The organism is Alteriqipengyuania flavescens (assembly GCF_030406725.1).
Taxonomy (GTDB): Bacteria; Pseudomonadota; Alphaproteobacteria; order Sphingomonadales; family Sphingomonadaceae; genus Alteriqipengyuania_B; species Alteriqipengyuania_B flavescens.
In genome coordinates this window covers 799,649-818,334 of sequence record NZ_CP129107.1, presented here as the reverse complement: position 1 = coordinate 818,334, position 18,686 = coordinate 799,649, and the positions used below count along the sequence as shown (strand labels likewise).

25 protein-coding genes are annotated in these 18,686 nt (G+C 67.1%); 3 read left to right on the top strand and 22 right to left on the bottom strand.

The window, feature by feature from the left end:
- Positions 1-18: 18 nt before the first annotated feature.
- From QQW98_RS04320 to QQW98_RS04220, 21 genes are all read right to left on the bottom strand, one after another.
- The gene (locus QQW98_RS04320; RefSeq protein WP_290136315.1) at positions 19-558 is read right to left on the bottom strand and encodes a superoxide dismutase family protein; all 540 of its coding nucleotides are present in this window, start codon (positions 556-558) and stop codon (positions 19-21) included.
- Between the two features lie 92 nt (positions 559-650).
- A complete protein-coding gene (locus tag QQW98_RS04315) occupies positions 651-1,757 on the bottom strand; it encodes an OmpA family protein (protein ID WP_290136860.1) in 1,107 nt (368 codons plus the stop codon).
- A 92-nt stretch (positions 1,758-1,849) separates the two neighbouring features.
- Entirely contained in the window at positions 1,850-2,302 is a 453-nt protein-coding gene (locus QQW98_RS04310; protein WP_290136314.1) for a DUF2793 domain-containing protein, read from the bottom strand.
- Between the two features lie 11 nt (positions 2,303-2,313).
- Positions 2,314-4,506, bottom strand: coding sequence for a phage tail protein (locus tag QQW98_RS04305; RefSeq protein WP_290136313.1), 2,193 nt, complete (start codon positions 4,504-4,506; stop codon positions 2,314-2,316).
- A gap of 6 nt (positions 4,507-4,512) precedes the next feature.
- The gene (locus tag QQW98_RS04300; RefSeq protein WP_290136312.1) at positions 4,513-4,935 is read right to left on the bottom strand and encodes an NlpC/P60 family protein; all 423 of its coding nucleotides are present in this window, start codon (positions 4,933-4,935) and stop codon (positions 4,513-4,515) included.
- Positions 4,932-5,753, bottom strand: a complete 822-nt coding sequence (locus tag QQW98_RS04295) for a DUF2163 domain-containing protein (RefSeq protein WP_290136311.1) — start codon at positions 5,751-5,753, stop codon at positions 4,932-4,934. Before QQW98_RS04295 ends, QQW98_RS04300 begins: the two co-directional genes overlap by 4 nt.
- Positions 5,750-8,086, bottom strand: a complete 2,337-nt coding sequence (locus QQW98_RS04290; protein WP_290136310.1) for a DUF2460 domain-containing protein — start codon at positions 8,084-8,086, stop codon at positions 5,750-5,752. The genes QQW98_RS04295 and QQW98_RS04290 overlap by 4 nt, the downstream gene beginning before the upstream one ends.
- Positions 8,087-8,096: 10 nt before the next feature.
- Positions 8,097-8,678 carry a tail tape measure protein gene (locus QQW98_RS04285; RefSeq protein WP_290136859.1) on the bottom strand — a complete coding sequence of 194 codons (582 nt, stop codon included), beginning with the start codon at positions 8,676-8,678 and terminating at the stop codon, positions 8,097-8,099.
- Complete coding sequence (locus tag QQW98_RS04280) at positions 8,671-8,862, bottom strand: phage tail assembly chaperone (protein ID WP_290136309.1); 192 nt, start codon at positions 8,860-8,862, stop codon at positions 8,671-8,673. Before QQW98_RS04280 ends, QQW98_RS04285 begins: the two co-directional genes overlap by 8 nt.
- 5 nt (positions 8,863-8,867) lie before the next feature.
- Positions 8,868-9,161 carry a gene transfer agent family protein gene (locus QQW98_RS04275; protein ID WP_290136308.1) on the bottom strand — a complete coding sequence of 98 codons (294 nt, stop codon included), beginning with the start codon at positions 9,159-9,161 and terminating at the stop codon, positions 8,868-8,870.
- Positions 9,162-9,325: 164 nt separating this feature from the next.
- Positions 9,326-9,733, bottom strand: a complete 408-nt coding sequence (locus QQW98_RS04270; protein WP_290136307.1) for a phage major tail protein, TP901-1 family — start codon at positions 9,731-9,733, stop codon at positions 9,326-9,328.
- Positions 9,734-9,773: 40 nt separating this feature from the next.
- Positions 9,774-10,163: a DUF3168 domain-containing protein gene (locus QQW98_RS04265; protein WP_290136306.1), complete on the bottom strand. Its 390-nt coding sequence runs from the start codon at positions 10,161-10,163 to the stop codon at positions 9,774-9,776.
- 3 nt (positions 10,164-10,166) lie between these two features.
- Positions 10,167-10,307: a hypothetical protein gene (locus QQW98_RS04260; protein WP_290136305.1), complete on the bottom strand. Its 141-nt coding sequence runs from the start codon at positions 10,305-10,307 to the stop codon at positions 10,167-10,169.
- Positions 10,304-10,867: a head-tail connector protein gene (locus QQW98_RS04255; RefSeq protein ID WP_290136304.1), complete on the bottom strand. Its 564-nt coding sequence runs from the start codon at positions 10,865-10,867 to the stop codon at positions 10,304-10,306. The genes QQW98_RS04260 and QQW98_RS04255 overlap by 4 nt, the downstream gene beginning before the upstream one ends.
- Before the next feature lie 215 nt (positions 10,868-11,082).
- Positions 11,083-12,255: a phage major capsid protein gene (locus tag QQW98_RS04250; RefSeq protein ID WP_290136303.1), complete on the bottom strand. Its 1,173-nt coding sequence runs from the start codon at positions 12,253-12,255 to the stop codon at positions 11,083-11,085.
- A gap of 181 nt (positions 12,256-12,436) precedes the next feature.
- Positions 12,437-12,826 (bottom strand): HK97 family phage prohead protease, encoded by a 390-nt coding sequence (locus QQW98_RS04245; protein ID WP_290136858.1) that lies wholly within the window; start codon positions 12,824-12,826, stop codon positions 12,437-12,439.
- Between the two features lie 71 nt (positions 12,827-12,897).
- The gene (locus QQW98_RS04240; RefSeq protein ID WP_290136302.1) at positions 12,898-13,221 is read right to left on the bottom strand and encodes a DUF6127 family protein; all 324 of its coding nucleotides are present in this window, start codon (positions 13,219-13,221) and stop codon (positions 12,898-12,900) included.
- A complete protein-coding gene (locus tag QQW98_RS04235; protein WP_290136301.1) occupies positions 13,218-14,399 on the bottom strand; it encodes a phage portal protein in 1,182 nt (393 codons plus the stop codon). Before QQW98_RS04235 ends, QQW98_RS04240 begins: the two co-directional genes overlap by 4 nt.
- A gap of 109 nt (positions 14,400-14,508) precedes the next feature.
- On the bottom strand, positions 14,509-14,814 hold the full coding sequence (locus QQW98_RS04230) for a GIY-YIG nuclease family protein (protein ID WP_290136300.1): 306 nt from the start codon (positions 14,812-14,814) through the stop codon (positions 14,509-14,511).
- A gap of 125 nt (positions 14,815-14,939) precedes the next feature.
- The gene (locus QQW98_RS04225) at positions 14,940-16,256 is read right to left on the bottom strand and encodes a DNA-packaging protein (RefSeq protein ID WP_290136299.1); all 1,317 of its coding nucleotides are present in this window, start codon (positions 16,254-16,256) and stop codon (positions 14,940-14,942) included.
- Entirely contained in the window at positions 16,253-16,894 is a 642-nt protein-coding gene (locus QQW98_RS04220; RefSeq protein WP_290136298.1) for a hypothetical protein, read from the bottom strand. Before QQW98_RS04220 ends, QQW98_RS04225 begins: the two co-directional genes overlap by 4 nt.
- 252 nt (positions 16,895-17,146) lie before the next feature.
- Here QQW98_RS04220 and QQW98_RS04215 point away from each other — a divergent pair, with 252 nt between their 5' ends.
- The 3 genes from QQW98_RS04215 to QQW98_RS04205 all read left to right on the top strand — a co-directional run bounded on the left by QQW98_RS04215 (position 17,147) and on the right by QQW98_RS04205 (position 18,215).
- Entirely contained in the window at positions 17,147-17,812 is a 666-nt protein-coding gene (locus QQW98_RS04215; protein ID WP_290136297.1) for a YqaA family protein, read from the top strand.
- Positions 17,813-17,887: 75 nt separating this feature from the next.
- On the top strand, positions 17,888-18,013 hold the full coding sequence (locus tag QQW98_RS04210; protein ID WP_290136296.1) for a hypothetical protein: 126 nt from the start codon (positions 17,888-17,890) through the stop codon (positions 18,011-18,013).
- The gene (locus QQW98_RS04205) at positions 18,003-18,215 is read left to right on the top strand and encodes a helix-turn-helix transcriptional regulator (RefSeq protein ID WP_290136295.1); all 213 of its coding nucleotides are present in this window, start codon (positions 18,003-18,005) and stop codon (positions 18,213-18,215) included. The genes QQW98_RS04210 and QQW98_RS04205 overlap by 11 nt, the downstream gene beginning before the upstream one ends.
- Here QQW98_RS04205 and QQW98_RS04200 read toward each other — a convergent pair.
- Positions 18,212-18,643 (bottom strand): OsmC family protein, encoded by a 432-nt coding sequence (locus tag QQW98_RS04200; RefSeq protein WP_290136294.1) that lies wholly within the window; start codon positions 18,641-18,643, stop codon positions 18,212-18,214. The genes QQW98_RS04205 and QQW98_RS04200 overlap by 4 nt on opposite strands.
- Positions 18,644-18,686 lie beyond the last annotated feature (43 nt).

Sequence of the window (18,686 nt, the reverse complement as noted above, 5' to 3'; positions counted from 1 at the left end):
ATTCAGGAGAGCTGGCGCTCAGCGCCGGACGACCACGCCGCAGGCAATGCGGGATCCGGCATCGCCGGCCGGGTCGCTGGAATAGTCGTCTGCGCCTGCGTGGATCATTACGGCCGTGCCATCGCCATCGAAGATCGCTGCAAGCGCGGCGTCTGCATCGTCCGACACGACTGCGGTAATCCGGGCCGTGCCGTCGTCGGCGGCGATCAGGTTTGGCAGGTCGCCCAAATGCGCGCCGGCCGGGTTATCCGTGCCATGCTCCCGACTGTACGGATTGAGGTGGCCTCCGGCGCTCTGGAAGCCGGGCGCATCGCAGGAGCCGGTCGTGTGAAGGTGGAAGCCGTGCGGTCCATCGCTCAACCCCGCGAAGGCACCGGTGACGCGCAACTCCCCGGCGCCGGTCACATAGAACTGGGCTGTGCCAGCTGGTAGGCCGTTAGCATAGCTAAGCCGTGCTTCTGCCGCGCGATCGGTCGGCACTTCCGAGTAAGTGGCGCATGCGGCCGTACCCAGCAGGGCAAGACTGGCAAAACTGGCGGCAATGGTCTGGGGGCGCATGGTCGGCTCCTTGAGGCTGATGGTCATGCCACCAACGAAAAAGGGGCCGGATCGCTCCGGCCCCTTCTCGAATTTTTCGACGTGTCGAAGTGTTACATGCCCGAGTTGGGGCCGTACATGATTTCGACGCGACGGTTCTGCAGTTCGCGAACGCCGTCGGCGGTCGGAACGCGCAGGTTTTCTTCACCGAAGGCTTCGCTGGTGATCCGGCTTGCCGGGACCGAGCGGGCCGTCATGTATTCGCGGACCGAAGCGTTGCGACGGGCTGCGAGACCCATGTTGTATTGCTTCGAACCCGACGTGTCGGTGTAACCGGCGAGCATGATGCGGGCGGTGCCGCAGTTGCCGTAAGCCGCGATAGCCTGGTTCAGCGTCTGGGCCGCTTCCGGAGTGATGTCCGACCGATCCCAGTCGAAGAACACGATGTACGGGCCCGTTTCGCAAGGAGCCTGAACAACCGGCGGCGGCGGCGGCGGGGGCGGCGGGGGCGGGGGCGGCGGCGGCGGCGGCGGCGGCGGTGCGGTCGGCACGACCACCGGAGCCGGGGTCCCGCCGAAGTTCACCAGGAGCTGTGCCAGCACCGAGTGAGTCGAAACGTCGAAGCCAACGGCATCGCCCGCTTCTGTGGCGGTATCGATGTCTTCCACGTTGAAGTAACGATACTTGACCCCGAGATCGACACGATCGCTAAGCGGGAAGCGCAGGCCGGCGAGGAGCTGCCATGCGAATTCGTCGTAATCTTCCTGCACGATGTACGAACCTGCAGGACGATTGGTGAAATCGGTCTGAACTTCGGCGATACCGAGGCCGGCACCTGCGAAGAAGTTGACCCCATCATCGCTACCGAAGTCGACCAGGCCGTTCAGCATGGCGCTGAAGATCTGGAGATCGCCGTCACCGTCGAAGGTGCCTGGAGCAGAGCCCACGTTGGCGATGATCGTGTCGACGTTGGCTTTTTTCCACGAGCCTTCGCCCTCGATGCGGAAACCGCCGAAGTCGTAGCCGACGATACCGCCGACGTCGAAGCCCATGTCGTGGTCGATTTCGACTGCGTTGTCGATTCCGGCCGCTTCGTATTCGATATCGTCAGGGAACACGACGCCCCCTTCGATACCGGCATACGCGCCAGTGTCTTGCGCCATTGCGGGCGCGCCGACGATGGCGCCGAGTGCAACTGCACTCAACAAATACTGCCTCATGTCCAATTCCCCTTGTGATATTACGGACGGCCTTCAACGGTCGCCCTTGCGATTGGTTTCGGACGCGGGAAAAAATTTCCCGTTACGCCCCCTTACGCGAGAAGTCCTGCTTCCCGCAACAGTTGGCATATCTCGCCGATAGCCACCCGTGCTTCGTTGTCAACGCTCGTCCCGCCCGATGGGTCCGAGATATCGGTGGGCTGTTGCCAACCTGCATCGAATCGCCGGAAAATCGCCAAATTGGCGTCGAATACGACCAATCCCGGGGAAGCATCGAGGAAATGCCACGCGCCTGCGGCGTAGAAGGCGACTGCATCGTCACGCCCGGCGAATGCGCCGCCTGCTGCAGGGCCGACAATCCAGGCGTCCCCATCATTCGGATTCGCGGGGTCGGATAGGGCTTCCCCAAGAATGACGGGGTGGACGAGACAGTCGAGACGCACGATCGCTTCGTTGAGGGTCGCCTCCTTGGCCGCCTGGCCCGGGAACAATAGCGGCAGGCTATGCCGGCTCGTGAGGGATGCAAATGCAATGGGTTCGGTCATATCGGGTGTCCTCAGGCCAAAACTGTCAGAAGGGTGGGGGGAGACTGTCCAAAGGTGCCGAGTTGCCGCACCCATAGAGCCAGTCCGGCGTAATCGGTTCGGAAGCTGCCCCACTGATCGATCGAGATATTCAGCTTCGGGGTCTCCACGTCCCAGAACCGCAGCGGGGCGTCGATGTCGCCGATACCGACCCGGTAGGCTTCCCGGTCTTCGACGAGGGGTATTTCCACGGCACCCGACCAGTCCCAGCCTCCCCGCGCGCGCCGCATCCATGACAAGCTCATCTGACCGGTGCCGGACCTGACGATACGCGGATGGACCGGGGCGGGGGGCGCGAAGGAAGCGCCGCGATGGTCGATCTGGGCCAGCACGGGCTCCGCATCGCCGAGGCCGAGCGCGGCGAGTGCCACCGACCAGGATGGCAATGCCTCCTCCGTGATTTCGATTACATTCGCGTTTAGCAGGGCCACATCGGTGCCCGCGGTCGCGCCCGCCATGGCAGCGCCCTCCGTCCCACGCCTTCCGCGAAGCAGGCCGGTGAGGCGCCACACGGAGCCATCCATTCTTTCGGCGTGGACGAATTGCACGATTTCGCCACCGACCCTGAGCGTGTTGGCCCCGAGCATGAGCGATTCCGGCGTCGTGCTGTCGAGCGTGTGTACAGCGTTGGCGAGCTCGATCTCGAGCGTGGCTTGCGGTTCAAGCAGTAAGGATGGTGACGAGGGCAGGTCGGCAGCCAGAATCCCGAGCACCGATTGCCGTGGTCCGATGCCGCCGACGGGCACGAGGCTGTCGGCCACCACATTGTGAAGCGCGGCGCCGGGCCAGCCTGCGCCGGAAGCGCCGGCAGCGACGGTGACGCGGCGGCCCGCGCCGTTTGGAATGGTCGCCGGTGGCACTTCGAACGCCTGGAGGATTGTCGGCAGGGCCGCGAGGTCCTCTATCGGTTGGAATTTTCCAGGGTCTGCCGGCGTTGTCGCAAGCGCGGTTCGCGTCACCTGACGTGTCAGGGCCAGCTCCACCCCGCTGCCGATCCATTCCCAACCGTCGACGCGCCATGTGCCGCGCCGACCGGGAAGCGTGACGATCGCCCCCGGACCGATGGCAGGATCCAGCTCGGCGAGACGCCAGCTCAAGCGTTCGCGCGATTGACGCGCGCGGTCCGCGGCGGCAGCGATAAGTCCGCGCGCATCTTCCGCCGCGATGGTGGCGGGCAGTTCGATAGTCTGCGGGCGACCCGTTTCGCTGCGTCCGCCGGCGCGCTGCACGCCGGGCTGGTAATCGCGCGACGCATCGTAGTGCCTCAGCGCGGTCGGCACGGCTTCTTCGCCGCTTGCGCGCATCCGCGCGCTTCCGTTGCGGGGGGAAAAGCCGTCATCTTCGCCGGATAATGCAGCCGCCTCGGGAAGCTGGTGGACCGGCTGCCCTTCCGCATCCGCCGCAGCGAGGGAAAGCACATCCCCCGAGACATCCAGTGCGATGGGATAGACGCTGTCGAGAGTCTTTAGGATAGACGCGAAGCCCCCGCCGTCATCAGTCATCCCCGCCAGGCCGCTCAGGGGACGGCGGTCCTCGACGGGCCGGCCCAACTTCTCCAGCAACTGCGCGGCTGACACCTCGTCGCCGTCGGCGAGCACTTCGAACGTCAGGGCCGGGATCCGGCTGCCGAATTCCCGCAACTGGAGGTTTTCGAACACGACATAGGCGCAATCGCGGAACGAGGGGCAATGCGCGCCCATGGCGCTGGCGATCAGCGGATCCGGGCCCTGGTCGCCGCTGCCCGTATGAACGCGCATGGTGCCGCCGATCTTCAGGTCGCCCGCAGCGCCCCGCAGCAGATTGCCGTCGGCCCAGACGCGCCCGATCCCGCCGACCTGCCGGCTGGCGACGGCGACCGCGAAGCTGGCTGAATAGCTGTAGCTGGTGGTCGATGGGCTTCCCTTGCCGCCGCCGCTGGTTTCGCTGCTTTCGCGAATCTCGGTCGCCCAGATGATGGTGCCGGGTACCCGCACGCGCCCGAAAACGCGGGGGATAGGCATGCCGTAGCTGGACGTGGTCACCGCCAGTTCGTTGAGGCGCGGCCCTTGGCGCACCGGCGCCTTGAAGATCGCATTGTCGACCTGCTGGCCGAGGAGCGCGCCCAGCGCGCCGCCCACCGGGCCGCCGAGCGCGGTGCCGACCGCGCCGAAGACTACTGTTGCCATGACCGATTATCCTTCTTGCGGGAGCCGCCAGCGGGCCTCGACCGGCCAGGGCACGGGTCCGGGCGTTAGAACCGTTTGCCGCAACGCGGCATGGGCGTGAACGAAGCGGTCCCCGGCGACGTGTATGAGCAAGTGATGCTGGCCGGGGCCGGGCCGGCAAAGCGCGACATCGCCGGCCAGGATCGGCCCGACTGCCACTCGCAATCCTGCCTTGCCTGCGAATGGCAGCCAGCGGGCGATCGAAAGATTGCGCAGGGCATATCCATGCGGCGCCGCCACGGGGAAGCCGGCCCTGAGCAGGCTCTCGGCAACCAGTCCCACGCAGTCGAGACCGGTGGCCTGATCCCGTCCGCCGAGCCGGAAGGGCGTCCCGACCAGCCCAATGGCAGCCTCGGCCAGTCGCAGGCCGGGCGCCGCGTGAGCGATCACCCGCTTGCCGGCGGGCGGCGGACAAGCTGGTCGTTGCCCGGAAGGAAAGGTTCCCCGCGAAAGTTCACGGCATTGCCGAACCGGGTGGCGCATGTCGCCAGCGTATGATCGCAGCCTTCGCACAAGATCACCCGGTCGCCCGGCGCGGGCGGCGGATCGGGCATAACCCTCACAACTAAAGAGTCGCCTTGCACCGCCGCGACCTCAGTCCACAAACCGGCATGCGCGCCGTCGATCCAGCGCAACCTGCCAAGTGCGTAGCGACCCACGTCGGCAATCCCCTCGACTGTCAGCGCCTCGCCATCGGCATCGACGGAAGCGATTGCGGCCTCCTGCGAGAACCGCGCGGCGCTCAGCCCGCATTGCGGCCCGCAGAAAGCGGCGCGGCAGGTGGGGCTGGTACGCGGCACGACATCGCGCAGGAGGTCGTGCTTGGCAGAGCGCAGTTCGGCGGAAAAGCGCGTCCCCTCGCTGGCGATCCCGCCAATCGATCCGTGATAGAGCGCGGCATGGTCGCCTGTTTCCCAGTCGACCACGCCGACGACGATTCGCGCCCCGTCGAAGCGTCCGCTTTCGAGGTCGCTCGCGGTGATCGCGTCGTGAGTCAGCGCCGCCTCGATTTCGGCGCTGTCGCGGCTCAGGTCGGCGCGGCGGCTGATCGCGGTCGGGACCATGCCGGGGGCGGCGCGGTATTCCAGTCCATCGAGCCAGAGCGCTCGGTCGTGCGAGGTGAAGCCCAGCGCCACGCCGTCGCGCCGCTCGATCCGCCAGAAGGTGGCGACGCCTTCGAGCTCGTCGCGGAAGAACACGCGGCTCATCGCACTTCCCGCACTTCGACCAGCGGCACGCTCGGCGCCTCGCCCGCAGCGAAGCTGGTGCCGCTGACATCGAGCCGGTCTTCGGCAAAGCGGACCGGCACGTCGAACAGGAAGCCCGCGCGCACTTCCGCGCCATCCGCGGGCGCGCTGGCGAGCCGGACGATGCCGCCGGGTTCGAGCGTCCAGTCACCCACCACGACTCCGTCGACGCTGACGAGGACCGTGGCGGCGCGCGGGCGGGTGATCGGGCGCAGCTGCGGATCGTCCGCCTCGCCATAGGATTTCATGAGCGGGAAATCGGCGCGCAGTCCGTCACCGGTGCCGAGCAACTGGTCGAAAGCCGTCGGCGTCCCGGTCATGCCGTTGGAGGAGAAGTCGAACGGGTCGCCGAGGCGGAAGCCGCGCGCCGCGCCGCGCCGGGCGCGGAAGAAAGCGATCAGCGTGCCCAGCTCGTTTTCCGAACGGATGCCCGGCCCGACATCGAAATGCAGGCGGCTGTCGCTCCACAGACTTGACCGGCGCTCGTGGCCCGAAGCGGTGACCATGACATTCGTCGAGAATTCGGGCGCCACCGCCGTATCCCGGCCGAGCGCGAGCGGATAAAGCACATCGTCGAAGGCTTGCATGTCGTCTTCCCGTGATGGCGCAAGGCGGGTGTAGCCGTCGCGATTGACCTGCGGCAGCGCCCACACGAAGCGCCGCTCGATATTGCGGCTGCGGGCCTCGTCGAGCCCTGCATCGATCCGCCGCCAGTACGCGTCGGCATTGTCCGCCCTCAGCACGAAGCCGGCGAGATAGTCCTGCAAGTCCGGCGGGTAGCCGAGCCGCGCATCGACGAATGCATAGGCCTGGCGGCGCAAGGCATCGGCGCCCGCGGTCAGCCAGTCGTAATCTTCCAGTTGCAGGCGGGAAAATGCGGGCGAGGCCCAGCCTTCCGGCAGATTGAGGCGATATTGTTCGGGCGTAACCTTCGCGAGGACCGTGGGCGTGAACGCGAGAAGGCGGACATGTCCGGTCCAGCCGAAAATCTTTCGGACCCGGTCGCGGATCGACAGGGTGCTGGTCGCCAGAATCTGGCCTGCCCGATCGAGCAATTCCCTTTCGGATGCGGACAGATCGCGGCGCAACGTGTCGATTCGCGGAGCGGACGCGGCAATGCCCAACGCGGTTCTGGCCGCATCGTCATAGATGCATGGCGCGCCGTCCGGCATGATCCACCACCATGGCTCCCCGATCTGGAATTCCAGCTCCGCCCCGATGTCCCGCAGGATGATGGCAAACAACGCCGCCGTTCCGCGCAGGAAGTCCATCGCTTCGTCGTTGGCCGGAGAGAGCAGGGCGGAAGGGGGATCCCATCCGGTCAGGGCCGGATTGCCAGCCAGGTCGCGTTGCTGCCACGCTGAAGGACAGTGCATCGCCAACAGTTCGTAGGAGAGCGACACGACCGGCGTGTATCCTGCAGCGATTGCGTGCGTAAACAGGTCGCGATGCCAGGCTTCGGCCGGCGTTGCCAAAGCCGCGTTCTGTGTAACGACGAGATTGGTCTCTTCGAGCGTCTTGAGCCGGAAATAGTGGCTCATCCCGACGTAATGGACGAACTCGCCGCGATAGCCGAGACCGCGCATCTGGCGCAGCAGCCGCGCGGGCGTCTGGTTGTAGGCATCGTCGTAAGCGGTGCACATGCCGATATCGTGCGGCGGCAGCATGACGTCGCCGATTTCCAGCATCGCCCGCTCCCCGTCGCAGGCGATCTCGCTCAATTCGACCCAGGCGTTCGCGCGTGATGGCAGGAAGTCGGCCGCGCGCGGATCGTAACCGGTCACGGGCAGCGTAATGAACATGCGGTCGATGTCGCGCGGGTTCACCTGTTCCGACGGCGCATCGCCGGTCCAGCCCCCGAACAGCGCGCCGAAAGGCAAGGTGATGCGCGCATCGTGCGGCGTCCCGCTCGCGTAATTCCACAGCCGCACGAACCAGCTGCGCGCCGCCCCGCCCGCATCGCGCCCCTCGATCGTCAGCGTCGGCCCGTCGACCGCATCGAGCGGCAAGACGCCTTGCGAACGCCAGCGGAAGCTCAGCGTCGTGCGCTCGTAATTGCGGTCCGTGACATAGGCGAGGAGCGGGTGGTCGAGCGTATCCTCGCTCGCCCAGATCAGCCCGGCGAGTGCGTCCTTGTGATGGCATTCGAGATCGACGCGGAGCACATCGGGCGCGGTAGTGATGACGGATCCCATCATCGGGCGCGGGAAATCGACGGTCCAGAAACGCGGGTCGAAGCGCTGGATGAAGTCGGTCTCCTGCCCGTTCCTTTGCCGGGCAAGCCAATAGGCCATGGCGAATTCCTTAGTTGGCGAGGCTGCGCTGGACCGCGGCGGCGACTTGCCGGGCGGAACGCTTGAGGGCGGCAGGCGCGGCCGTCCCGCGCGGGGCGGCGAGGTTGATTGCAACGCGCACGTCGCGCGTCCCGCCTTGCCCTGCGATATCCGGCACCACGCGGCCGGCGGAGGTTGGCACGAACAGTTCCGGCCCCCGCTCGCCGACGAGGTAGGGCGCGCCGGGCGAAACCGGTCCGCCGGTGGCACGGCCGGGCAGGCCGAACAGGGCGCCGAGCGCGGTCCCCATCAGTCCGCCGACACTGCCCCCGCCGCCCTTGCCGGAGCTGCCGAACAGGTCGCCGAGGCCCGACTGCAGCGCCTGGGCGGCGATTTCCGACAGGGTCTGGAAAGCGATCCGCTTCAATTCGTCGAAACCGAGCGAACCCTTGCGGATCGCGCCCAGCAGGCCGCGTTCCAACACGGTCCCGGCCTTGGCGAAGCCGTCCACCAGCGTGGTATCGAGCGTTCCGCGCAACCCTTCCATCTCCGCCCGGAAGCCGGCGGTGTCGGCGCGCACGTCGATCACCAGGGTTTCGAATTCCTCATCCATCGCGCTCAAGCTCCATCAATCGTTCGAATTCGCGGCGGCCGAGCGGTTCGCCCGCTTCCCCCGTGCCGCTGTCGGCAATCGCGGCCAGCTCCGCGGGCGTGGCCTGCCAGAAGCTGTCGGGGCTCCAGCCCAGTTCGCGTGCCGTGATCCCGGCCAGCCGCCGGGCACTGTCGGCAAAGCGCATGGCGCTCAGGCGCGGCCCTGCAGGACTTGCCCGAGCAGGGTCCGCAGGGGTTTGGCTGCGGCGGCAAGGCCCATTGCCATCACCGCTTCGCCCACCGCCTCTCGGTCGGGCCGGTCCCCGGTCGGCAGGCAGTGCCAGAACAGGGTCGCCATTTCGGAGAGGGCCAGGCGGCCTTCACCCGCGCGTTCGACCAGCGCAAACAGCGAACCAAGCTCCTCTTCCGCAGCGACGAGCGCGGTGAAGCTCGGCCGCAAGACAAGTGTGCGCGCGCCGACCACGATTTCCGCCTCGCCGCGCACTTTGTTGGCGCTACCGCCTGCGGCTACTTGAGCGCGGGGATCTGTTTTTGCGCTACCGCCTGCGGCTACTTGAGCGCGGGGATCTTTTTGTGCGCTACCGCCTGCGGCTTCTTGAGCGCGGGGATCTGTCTGTGCGCTACCGCCTGCGGCTACTTGAGCGCGCGTCACGCCGGCACCACTGCGCCGGAGCTTTCCAGTTGCAGCGTGTAATTCCGCTCTCCGTTGAAATCGCCGGCATAGTCGAGGCGCTGGACGAGGAAGCGCCCGCGCAGTTTCTCGCCGCCTTCGAACGACAGTTCATAATCCGCGATAGTGCCTGCCAGCGCATGGGCGCGGATCGCGCTTTCGGCCGCGCTGCCGAGGAAGATCCCCGCCGCGCTGACCGACACCGATCGTGTGCCTGCACCCGACAGCAGGTCGCGCCAGCCGCCGCTTTCCTTGTGGGTGACGACGACCGTGTCGCCGTTGATCGACATCTGCGTGGTGCGCAGGCCGGCGACGGTTTCGAAAGCGGGCGGCTGCGCGCCGTCCGAGATCTTGAGCAGGAAGGCGGAGCCTTTTTGGGCGGTCATGGTGGTTCTCCGGTGATGTCAGGTGAAGCTGCGGCTGCCTTCAGTCGGCAAGGCAGCGGAAACGGTATTCGAGCAGGGTCGCCCGGGCGTTGCGCGGGCGGGCTTCAGTGCGGGCGCGCAGGAAGCGCATCGACACGATGCGGAAGTCCGGCTGGCCCGCCGGCAGCGCTTGCAAGCGCTGTTCGACGGCTCCGACCAGCTGCGCGCCGGTGTCCGCATCGTCGCCGCGCAGGTGCAATTCGATGGCGAAGCGGATTTCGCGCCCGGTCTGCGTCTTGGTGCTCCAGTCGGCAGACGCGCTGGCGACGATGCCCGCCCACGGGGCATGGGCTTCCCTCGGGGACTCCTCGGCGACGATGTTGAGTGTGGCAGCCAGCGCCGGGTCGGCGCGCAGCCAGTCCAGCACGATGCTGCGAAGGGCAATTTCCATCGCCTAGTCCTTTCCGAACAGGGGCCACAGGGCGCGGGCATCGCGCCAGTTGCGGCGGCGGGACGCGCGGGCGGCGGCAAGCTTGCGGGCCATTGCTTCGGCCCGGGCCGGCAGCCGGGATGCGGCGGCGCGGACCTTCATCATCGGCGTGCTCCGTTGCTGCCGAGGCCCATGCGCCGGTAAGGCTGCCACAGGGCGGCGACGGATGCGGGCAGGGCGGCAGGTGCCTCGGCCTCGTCGCGGGCGCGGAACATCGCGGCCGCCAGGCGCACGATACCGTGGCGGATGGCTGCGGGAAGGCCTGCCCAGTCCGGTGCCATCCCGGCACGGAAGTGGACCGCCACTGCTCCGACGCCCGGCTCACGCGCACGGACGCGTCCGACGGCCTCAAGATCGATGTCGATTTCGTACCGGCGCATGTCGAGAGCGCTGCCGACAGAGCCGTCCGACGCCAGGGCCTCCACGCGGTCGATACTGCGCAGTGGCCGGGTCAGGAGCGATTGCCACGTCCCGTCCGCCACCACGGTCTCGCGCATTTCGGCCTCGATCGGCCGCTGGCCGATAAAGGCCTCGCACATGTCGAGTGCGCTGTTCAGGAGGCCGCCGAGGGCCTCGTCCTGGGCGGGGGTGGAGATCGCCAGCCACTGTTTCAATTCGCCCAGAGCCGCGGCAGGCAGGGGCGCGGTGGAAATGACCTGTCGCATAGATAACCTCATCAAGATCCTGTCGGCACGATTGCGCCGCCTTGGCGGTGCCAGAGGCCGACCGGCCGACCGCAGGCACCCCGCAGCGGGAACGAAGTCCCCGCGAAGGGAGCAGTGCCGAGGAAACGCCCGCCAAAGCGGGCGCACAAAAAGGCGAAAACGGCGCGGCCCAAGGGGGCAAGGCCGCGCCGTTCCCCGCGCGGGTTTTGGGCTGCTTACGCTTCGATTCGCAGCAGCTTGATCGCGTTGGAATCCAGCAACTGTCCGCCCACGCGCTTGGTCGCGTAGAAGTGGACGAAGGGCTTGTTGGTGAAAGGATCGCGCAGGATCTGCGTTGCGGTGCGTTCCGTGATCAGATAGCCCGCACGGAAGTTGCCGAAAGCGATCGGGAATTCCCCGGCGCCGATGTCCGGCATGTCCTCGGCCTCGACCACGTTGTAGCCCAGCAGGCGATCCGGCTGGCCTTCCACCAGGCCCGGCTGCCACAGGAACGCGCCGTCGGCCGTCTTGAGCTTGCGGACCTCGGCCAGGGTGGCGGAGTTCATCACGAAGCTGGCCCCCTGGCGATGCCCGGCCTTCAGCGTGTGGACGAGGTCGATAAGCTTGGCATCCGCATTCGCGTCGAACCCGTCCGCATCGCCGCTGGCGACATACTGCAGCGCGCCGAAATTGCGCGTGGCATCCCCGTCGGTGGTGGCCGGCGCGTTGAGGAAGCCGCTCGGTCGGTCGAAGCCGCTGCCGCTGACGAAGGCGGCCCCTTCGGCGCGGGCGAATTCCATGGCGATCTCGCTCGCCAGCCAGCTTTCGAGGTCGAAGCCGGCATCGTCCAGCATCGCCTGGCTGGCCGCCGGGTTGGCGTAGAGCTCGCCCGTCGGCGGGGCGACTTCCTCGAAGCGGGGGCTGTCGGTTTCGGGGCGGCCGGCGGTTTCGGAGACCCAGCCCGACGCGGTGCCACCGGTGGTGACGAGCTTGCGATAGCCCGCGCTGCCGGTCTGGACGACCTGCGAGATGGCACGGATCGGGCTGATTTCCTTCAGCTCGGCGGCGATCATCGCATCGATTTCGCGCGGGACGGCATAACCGCCGTCGCCCGGCACCGCGCCGCTGATCGACTTGATCTCGTGGGTCGAGCCGCGCCGCAGGTAGCCGTCGACGAAGCCTTTCACTTCGGTCGTGACGGTCGAAGCGCCGGCGATGGCTGGGCGGGTCGCGGCGCGGCCGATGCGGTCGACGCGGGCCTTCACCTCGTCGACATCGCTGCGTAGCGCGGTGATGGCCGCATCCGCGCCCTTTTGATTTTCTTCGAGAATGGCCTGCCGCGCGACGATGTCGAAACTCTGTTCGATCGGGTCGGCAGCGATGTCTGCGGCGGGAGTCGTGGGGTTCATGTCCATGGCAATTCCTTCTTGTGGTGGTGGCAAGCAAAAGCCCTTCCCCGCGGGGAAGGGTTGGGATGGGGGTTCGAGGGTAATGGTGGGGAGCGCGTTCGCGGACGTGGAACCCCCACCCCCGGCCCCTCCCCACGGGGAGGGGAGAGGCGAGGCGGATTCCCCCCGCGCGGCCTCACGGTCAGCCGACGAAGTGGACCCGCGCCTGTGGGTGGAGCGGATGGGTGACGAGACTGACTTCGGCGAGGTCGAGCACGTCCAGCTCGCGGCCGTTCGCGGTCTTGCGGAAGGCACGGGCGCGGTAGCCGAAGCTGAGGCCGCGGGCGGCACCGGCGGCCAGCGCGGCTGCCCCGCGGCTTTCCGGCACGTCGATCGCGGCGATCACGCGCAGGCCCCTGTCGTCCTCTTCCGCCCGCTCGATCCAGCCGATCCGCTGGGTCGGGCGGTGTTGCCAGAACAGCGGGATCGGCGCGGTACGCGCGGCCAGCGTCCGGGCGAACGCGCCCTTGCGGATCACGTCGCCGACGCCGTCGGCCGTGTCGAACAGCGCGGCATAGCCGGCAAAGCGCAGGCCTGCCCGGACAGGGCCCGGCCCGTCACCCCGGGCTTGTTCCGGCCCGTCACCCCGGACTTGTTCCGGGGTCACTTGAGCATCTCCGGGACGCCGAGCCGCACGGCGATGCCGATCAGCAGCAAGGCCATGACCGCGCGCACGGCCCATTCGATGATGGCTTTCCACGCGCTCGCCTTGGCGTCGCGCCAGGCCGACAACAGCTCGCGCAACTCGTCGATGTCGTCCTGCGCGTTTGCATCGCCGAGGCCGAGCCGGTCGAGCACGCGCGCTGCGCCGAGCTCGCTCGATTCCTCCACGATGGCGCGCAGCGTCACCAGGTCGCCGCCATCCTGCATCCCATTTGGCAGGGAGGCCTGCGCGATCAGCCGCGCCAGCATGTCTTCACGGGTCATTGCGCCGTCTCCTTGGTAGTGGCGGGTTCGAGGCCGAGCATCGCGCGCTTTTCTTCGGCAGAGAGGAAGTCGGCCGCCGACAGCTGGCTCCACAAGCGCTCGCGATCTTCCGACAGGGCCGGCACGCGGTCGAGATCGACCGTCAGGGCCAGCCCGTTTGATTCTGGCCCTTCGAACCATGGCGAGAGGCCGTGGGCGATGCCGGACAGGATTTTCTCCGCCATCGGCAGCAGGGTCAGCCGCCACAGCGCACGGTTGGCCTCGCGGTAATTGGCATAGGTGTTGTCGCCCGGCAGGCCGAGCAGCATGGGCGGCACGCCGAAAGCGAGCGCGATGTCGCGGGCGGCGGCGGCTTTCAGCTCGGCAAAATCCATGTCGGCGGGCGACAGCGCCATCGACTGCCACTTGAGGCCGCCTTCCAGCAGCATCGGCCGCCCGGCATTCGCCTGCCCGCTGAACGCGGTGGCGAGTTCGGCCTTCAGCCGCTCGAACTGGTCGGGGGTGAGGGTGGATGCGTCCCCGCCGTCATAGACCAGTGCGCCGCTCGGCCGCGCGGCGTTTTCCAGCAGCGCGCGGTTCCAGGCGCTGGCCGCGTTGTGGATCGCCACTGCCTGTTCCGCCGCCGCCAGCGTTCCGGCGCCGTAATGGTCGTCGGTCGGGTGGAAGCTCTTGAGGTGGATGACGTTGGGCCAGCCGTTCTCGTCCTCGACCGCAAGGTCGATGTCGTGCTGGCCGACCGTATAGCGGAAGGCGGCGGGCCAGCCGTCCGGCCCGGGCTTCACCGTCATGCGGTCCGGGCGCAGGGCGAACAGCTCGCATGGGCGACCGCCGCCGTCCTTCATCACCTGCACGAAGGCGTTGCCATGGAGCAGGAGGTGCGCGCTGAGCGTCTCCAGCAGGGACTGCCCCGCGCTCGGCTGGACAAGCAGGGCCAGCGCCGCATCGTCGGACGCGGAGACCGGCGCGCCGCCGACCCCTTCCGCCACGATACGCACGCTGCGCTGCGCAACCGGGTTTTCTGCAAAGGAGCGCCGCACCGCCGCATCGTAATCGAACGGCGCACGCGGCCCGCCCGGCTCGAAGGCGTAAGCCCAGGGCGAAACGAAACTGCGCGCGATAGGCACGCGCGCTGGCCCGCCGCCCTTGAAGGCGGAGGCCAGGGATTGCAGGAATGACATGGGATTTCCTTTGGTTTTGAATTGGCGCGGCTAGCCAGCCAGATGGCTGTTTGCGTTGGCTAGACCTGTATAGGTCACCCCGGACATGTTCCGGGGTAGTGCTTCTTCGTCAGAGAGCCGGAAAACCCAGTCCCTCAGCCAGATCGCGCCAATCGGGATTGGCTTTCTCGATGACGTTGAATTTCCATTGCCGCGGCCAGCGCTTGATTGTTTTCTCTCGCGCGATCGCGACTTCGATGTCCGCATGCGGCTCGAACCAGGCAAGCCGCTTGATGTCCCTTCGTTCGGTATAGCCCCCGAATGTGCCTTTCCGATGCTGGTGGATCCTCGCCATCAGGTCGGAGGTCACGCCGGTGTAGAGTCGCCCGCGATAGTGGCTTGCGAGGATATAGACGACCGGCTCGAAAGTTAGCATCGGTTGACAGTGAATGCAGCGCCACTCGATGTCACCCCGGACTTGTTCCGGGGCGGTGCTGTTCTGCCTTTGGCGCGCGTGAAGGAAGCACTGGCCCGGAACAAGTCCGGGCTGACGACGAAAACTCAGAACCCCCGCACCCGCGGCCTCCCGGCTTTGCCCAGCATCAGTTCCGTGAGCGCCCAGACCAGCGCGTCGGCGCGGTCGGGCGATCTGCCTGATCCTTCGTACCCGCCGCCTGCCATCAGGCCGCACATCTCGTCTTCCAGCTGCGCGAACGTGCCGGCGTGGCGCACGCGGCCCGCTTCGTAGAGCGCGGCGACCGGCTCCGCCCGGGCTGCCTTGCCGCGGCTCGCATGGACCAGCTTCACCGGCAGCGAGACATCCGCTGCTCGCAGCACGCTGGCGACCATCGCGCCGCCCTGGTTCGCTTCCGCGACCACCCGGTCCGCGCTCCACGCCCGGGCCGTTTCCGCCACCGCGCGGGCCCAGCGCTCGGGGGTGGGCTTTTCGAGCGAACAATCGGCCAGCACCACCGCGCCGCCATCGTCCTCGCGCGCGGCCACCACGATGCCGCACGCATCGCCCCGGGCCGAGGCGGGCGGGTCCACGCCCACCACCACGCGGGTCAGCCTGCCTTCGGGCAGCCGGTCCGCCCGGCACCGTTCAAGCAGGCTGCGGCTCCACAGCGCGCCTTCGATATCTTCCAGTAGCTCGCCGTCCAGTTCCTGCCGGCCGAGCGCGCTGTTGCCGAGCTCGCCGCGCATGGCATCGATGAAGGCAGCGGGCAGGTTGCGGGCGTTGTCCTCCGTCCGGCCGCGGGTGATTGCGATCCCCTCGCTGGCGAGCAGCTTGCGCAGGAGCGGGACACTGCGCGGGGTCGTGGTGACGATCACCTGCTGGCGTTGTCCCAGCCGCAATCCCAGCTGCAAATTGCTCCACGCCGCCTCGGCCCGGCCGTGCGTGGAAGGCCATTTGGCCAGTTCGTCGCACCATGCATGGCTGTGCTGCGGCCCGCGCAGGCTTTCGGGCTCTGCTGCTGAATACAGCACCGCTTCGGGCCCGTGTGGCCAGCGCAGGCGCCGCAGCGAAGGTTCGAAAACCGGACGCCTCTCCGGCGGGCCGACCGACATGAGGCCGCTTTCGCCTTCCACCATCACCGCACGCACTTCGCCCAGCGATGCGCCGACCAGCGCGATGCGGGCGTGCTCGTCGGCCTCGGCAACGCTCCTGACCCACTCGGCACCCGCCCTCGTCTTGCCGAAACCGCGACCGGCCATGATCAGCCATATGCGCCAGTCGCCATCGGGCGGGAGCTGCCCGTCATGCGCACTGTGGCCGAAGTGCCAGTCGAATTCATCCCTGTCCGGCTGCGACAGGCTCTTCACGAAGCGGTCCAGTTCGTTCGGCAACGCTGCGGCATAGATTTTCGAGCGACTCATTGCTTTGCGCCGTCCCCGTTGCCGCGCTCGGCGCGCTGACGGGCAGCCACCTGCTTGCGCAGAGCCTCCACCTTGCGGTCGATCGAGGTGCGCACGTCTGCCGCGGTGACATGACTGCGCTTCGCCCCTTCGCGCGCCGCCGTTTCTCGATGCGCACACAGAAGGCGCAGGGCGTTGGCGACGTCCATCTTCCGGTCCGGATCGGGATCGCGCAGATGGCCGAGCACCTCCATTTCGAGGTTCAGGTACCCTTCGTAGAGGGCGGCCTGCCACGCAGCGGCAAAGGCGCGGTCGGTGCGGCGCGCCGCATAGGCCTCGCTCGCCAGCACATTCACGTGCCGGGCGGCTGCCGAAACATTGGAGGTTTCCGCGAGGGCGACCAGAAAGGCCTGCCGCCACTTGCGCAGCGTTGGCTTGCCCACCTGGCCTTGTGTTCCGCCACAAGCTCGCGCGGCGGTTGCTTCGGCTTTCGCCTCGTCCCAGCGTTGTGCGAAGCCGGGACAAGTTTCGCGCCGCTTGTAAGGCGTCGTCTCGGAAACGCCCGCTTCGCGGGCCGCCCGGGCGACAATTCCGGAGCGAGCAAGCGCGTCTATAAATGAGTCTTCCCAAGCCGGCTGGACAGTTTTCGTGCGCGCCATGGTGTGTTTCCTCCCGCCTGGCGACAGCGGACACGAAAAAGGCGGCTGCCCCTGCCGGAGCGCCGCCCAGACCCTTTCGGTCTCGAATCACACTATCGCGATGTTCCGTATCTCTAACCAAAGAGCGTGACGATGTCAATAAAAAAGTGCCAAATAGGTTATACGCTCGCGATTGCCAACGCGCGCTGCCTCGCCTAATCCGCAGCAGACGCTCCCGCCGCGCCGGCGGGCGGGAACACGGGATCGCTGCACATGATCAGCCGCTGGCTGCGCGCCTTGTACGACTGGGTGATGGAAAAGGCCTCGCACCCCCATGCGGAATGGTGGCTGGCCTTCTTCTGCTTCATCGAGGCGAGCTTCTTCCCCGTCCCGCCGCATCCGCTGCTGGGGCTGATGTGCCTGGCAGAGCCGAAAAAGGCGATCCGATTCGGCTTGATCGCCACCGCTGCCAGCGTGATCGGCGGCTTGTTCGGCTATGCGATCGGCTACCTGCTCTTCGATACGTTGGGCGTTCCGCTGCTGACCGCGATCGGGCTGATCGACAGCCTGCCGGCGGCGCAATGCACGTTCGACCAGTACGGCGTCATCGCGGTAATCATCGCGGCCGCGACGCCCGTTCCGTTCAAGCTGCTGACGATTACCGCCGGCTTCCTCGGCATGGCGCTGGTGCCGTTCATCCTCGCCAGCATCGCCGGGCGCGCGCTGATCTTCCTGACGGTGGGTATCCTGTTCCGCGTGTTCGGCCGCCCGATCAAGGCGTTCATCGAGAAGTATCTCGGCCTCGTCACCACCGCCTTCGTCGTGCTGGTGGTCGGCGGGGTGCTGGCCATCACCCAGCTGGGTGGCGGCGGCGAGGATGATCCATGCGCCGCCGCGCCCGCCGAAGTCTCGGGTTCGACGGCCGGCATGTCCGCTTGACCTTTTGTAACTTGACACCTTTGTAACCCTGAGGTTACATGTAACCCATGAGTTACAAACTTGGAGGTTGCAAACGTGTCCGATGATTTCGAAACAGCGGAATACTATTCCCGCACCCGCGCCGTGATGGCGCCGTTTCTGGGGCTGGGCGGCGCTTTCCTGGCCTACGGCATGGCGGAGCTCGCCAGCGATGCCGCCTGATCTGGAAAACGAAGTTCGCTGCTACCGCGAAGCACGTGGGTGGACGCAAGCTCAGCTGGCCGAAGCGATGGGGGTAAGCCGCAAGACCGTGAACACCGTGGAGAACGGAGTCTTCAATCCGTCGGTCGTGGTCGCCCTGAAATTTTCCGCGGCACTAGGTCAGCCGGTCGAAACGCTTTTCCGGCTGACCGGCACCGATTAGCCTTCGAATTTCGCGTCGAGCGTGATCTCGGCGTTCAGCAGCTTGGAGATGGGGCAATTGGCCTTTGCCTTCTCCGCCAGCTCCATGAATTTCGCCTCGTCCAGCCCGGGCACCTTGCCTTTCAGGCTGAGCGCGGACTTCGTCACGGTGAAGCCGTCCCCGTCCTTTTCCAGGCTGACTTGTGCGTCGGTGGTCAGCGTGCCGTCTTCGTGTCCCGTGTCGGCCAGCTGGAACGCCAGCGCCATCGTGAAGCAGCTGGCATGGGCCGCAGCGATCAGCTCTTCCGGGTTGGTGCCGTTGCCGTCTTCGAAGCGGGTGTTGAAGCCATAGGGCTGGGCGGACAGCGCGCCCGATTCCGTTGACACGTGGCCTTTGCCGCTTTTGCCGAGGCCTTCGTAGGTTGCGCTGCCGTGTTTCTTGATTGTCATCGTTTTCTCCTTCGGGGACGAGACGGGCGACGCGCCCTTGCGG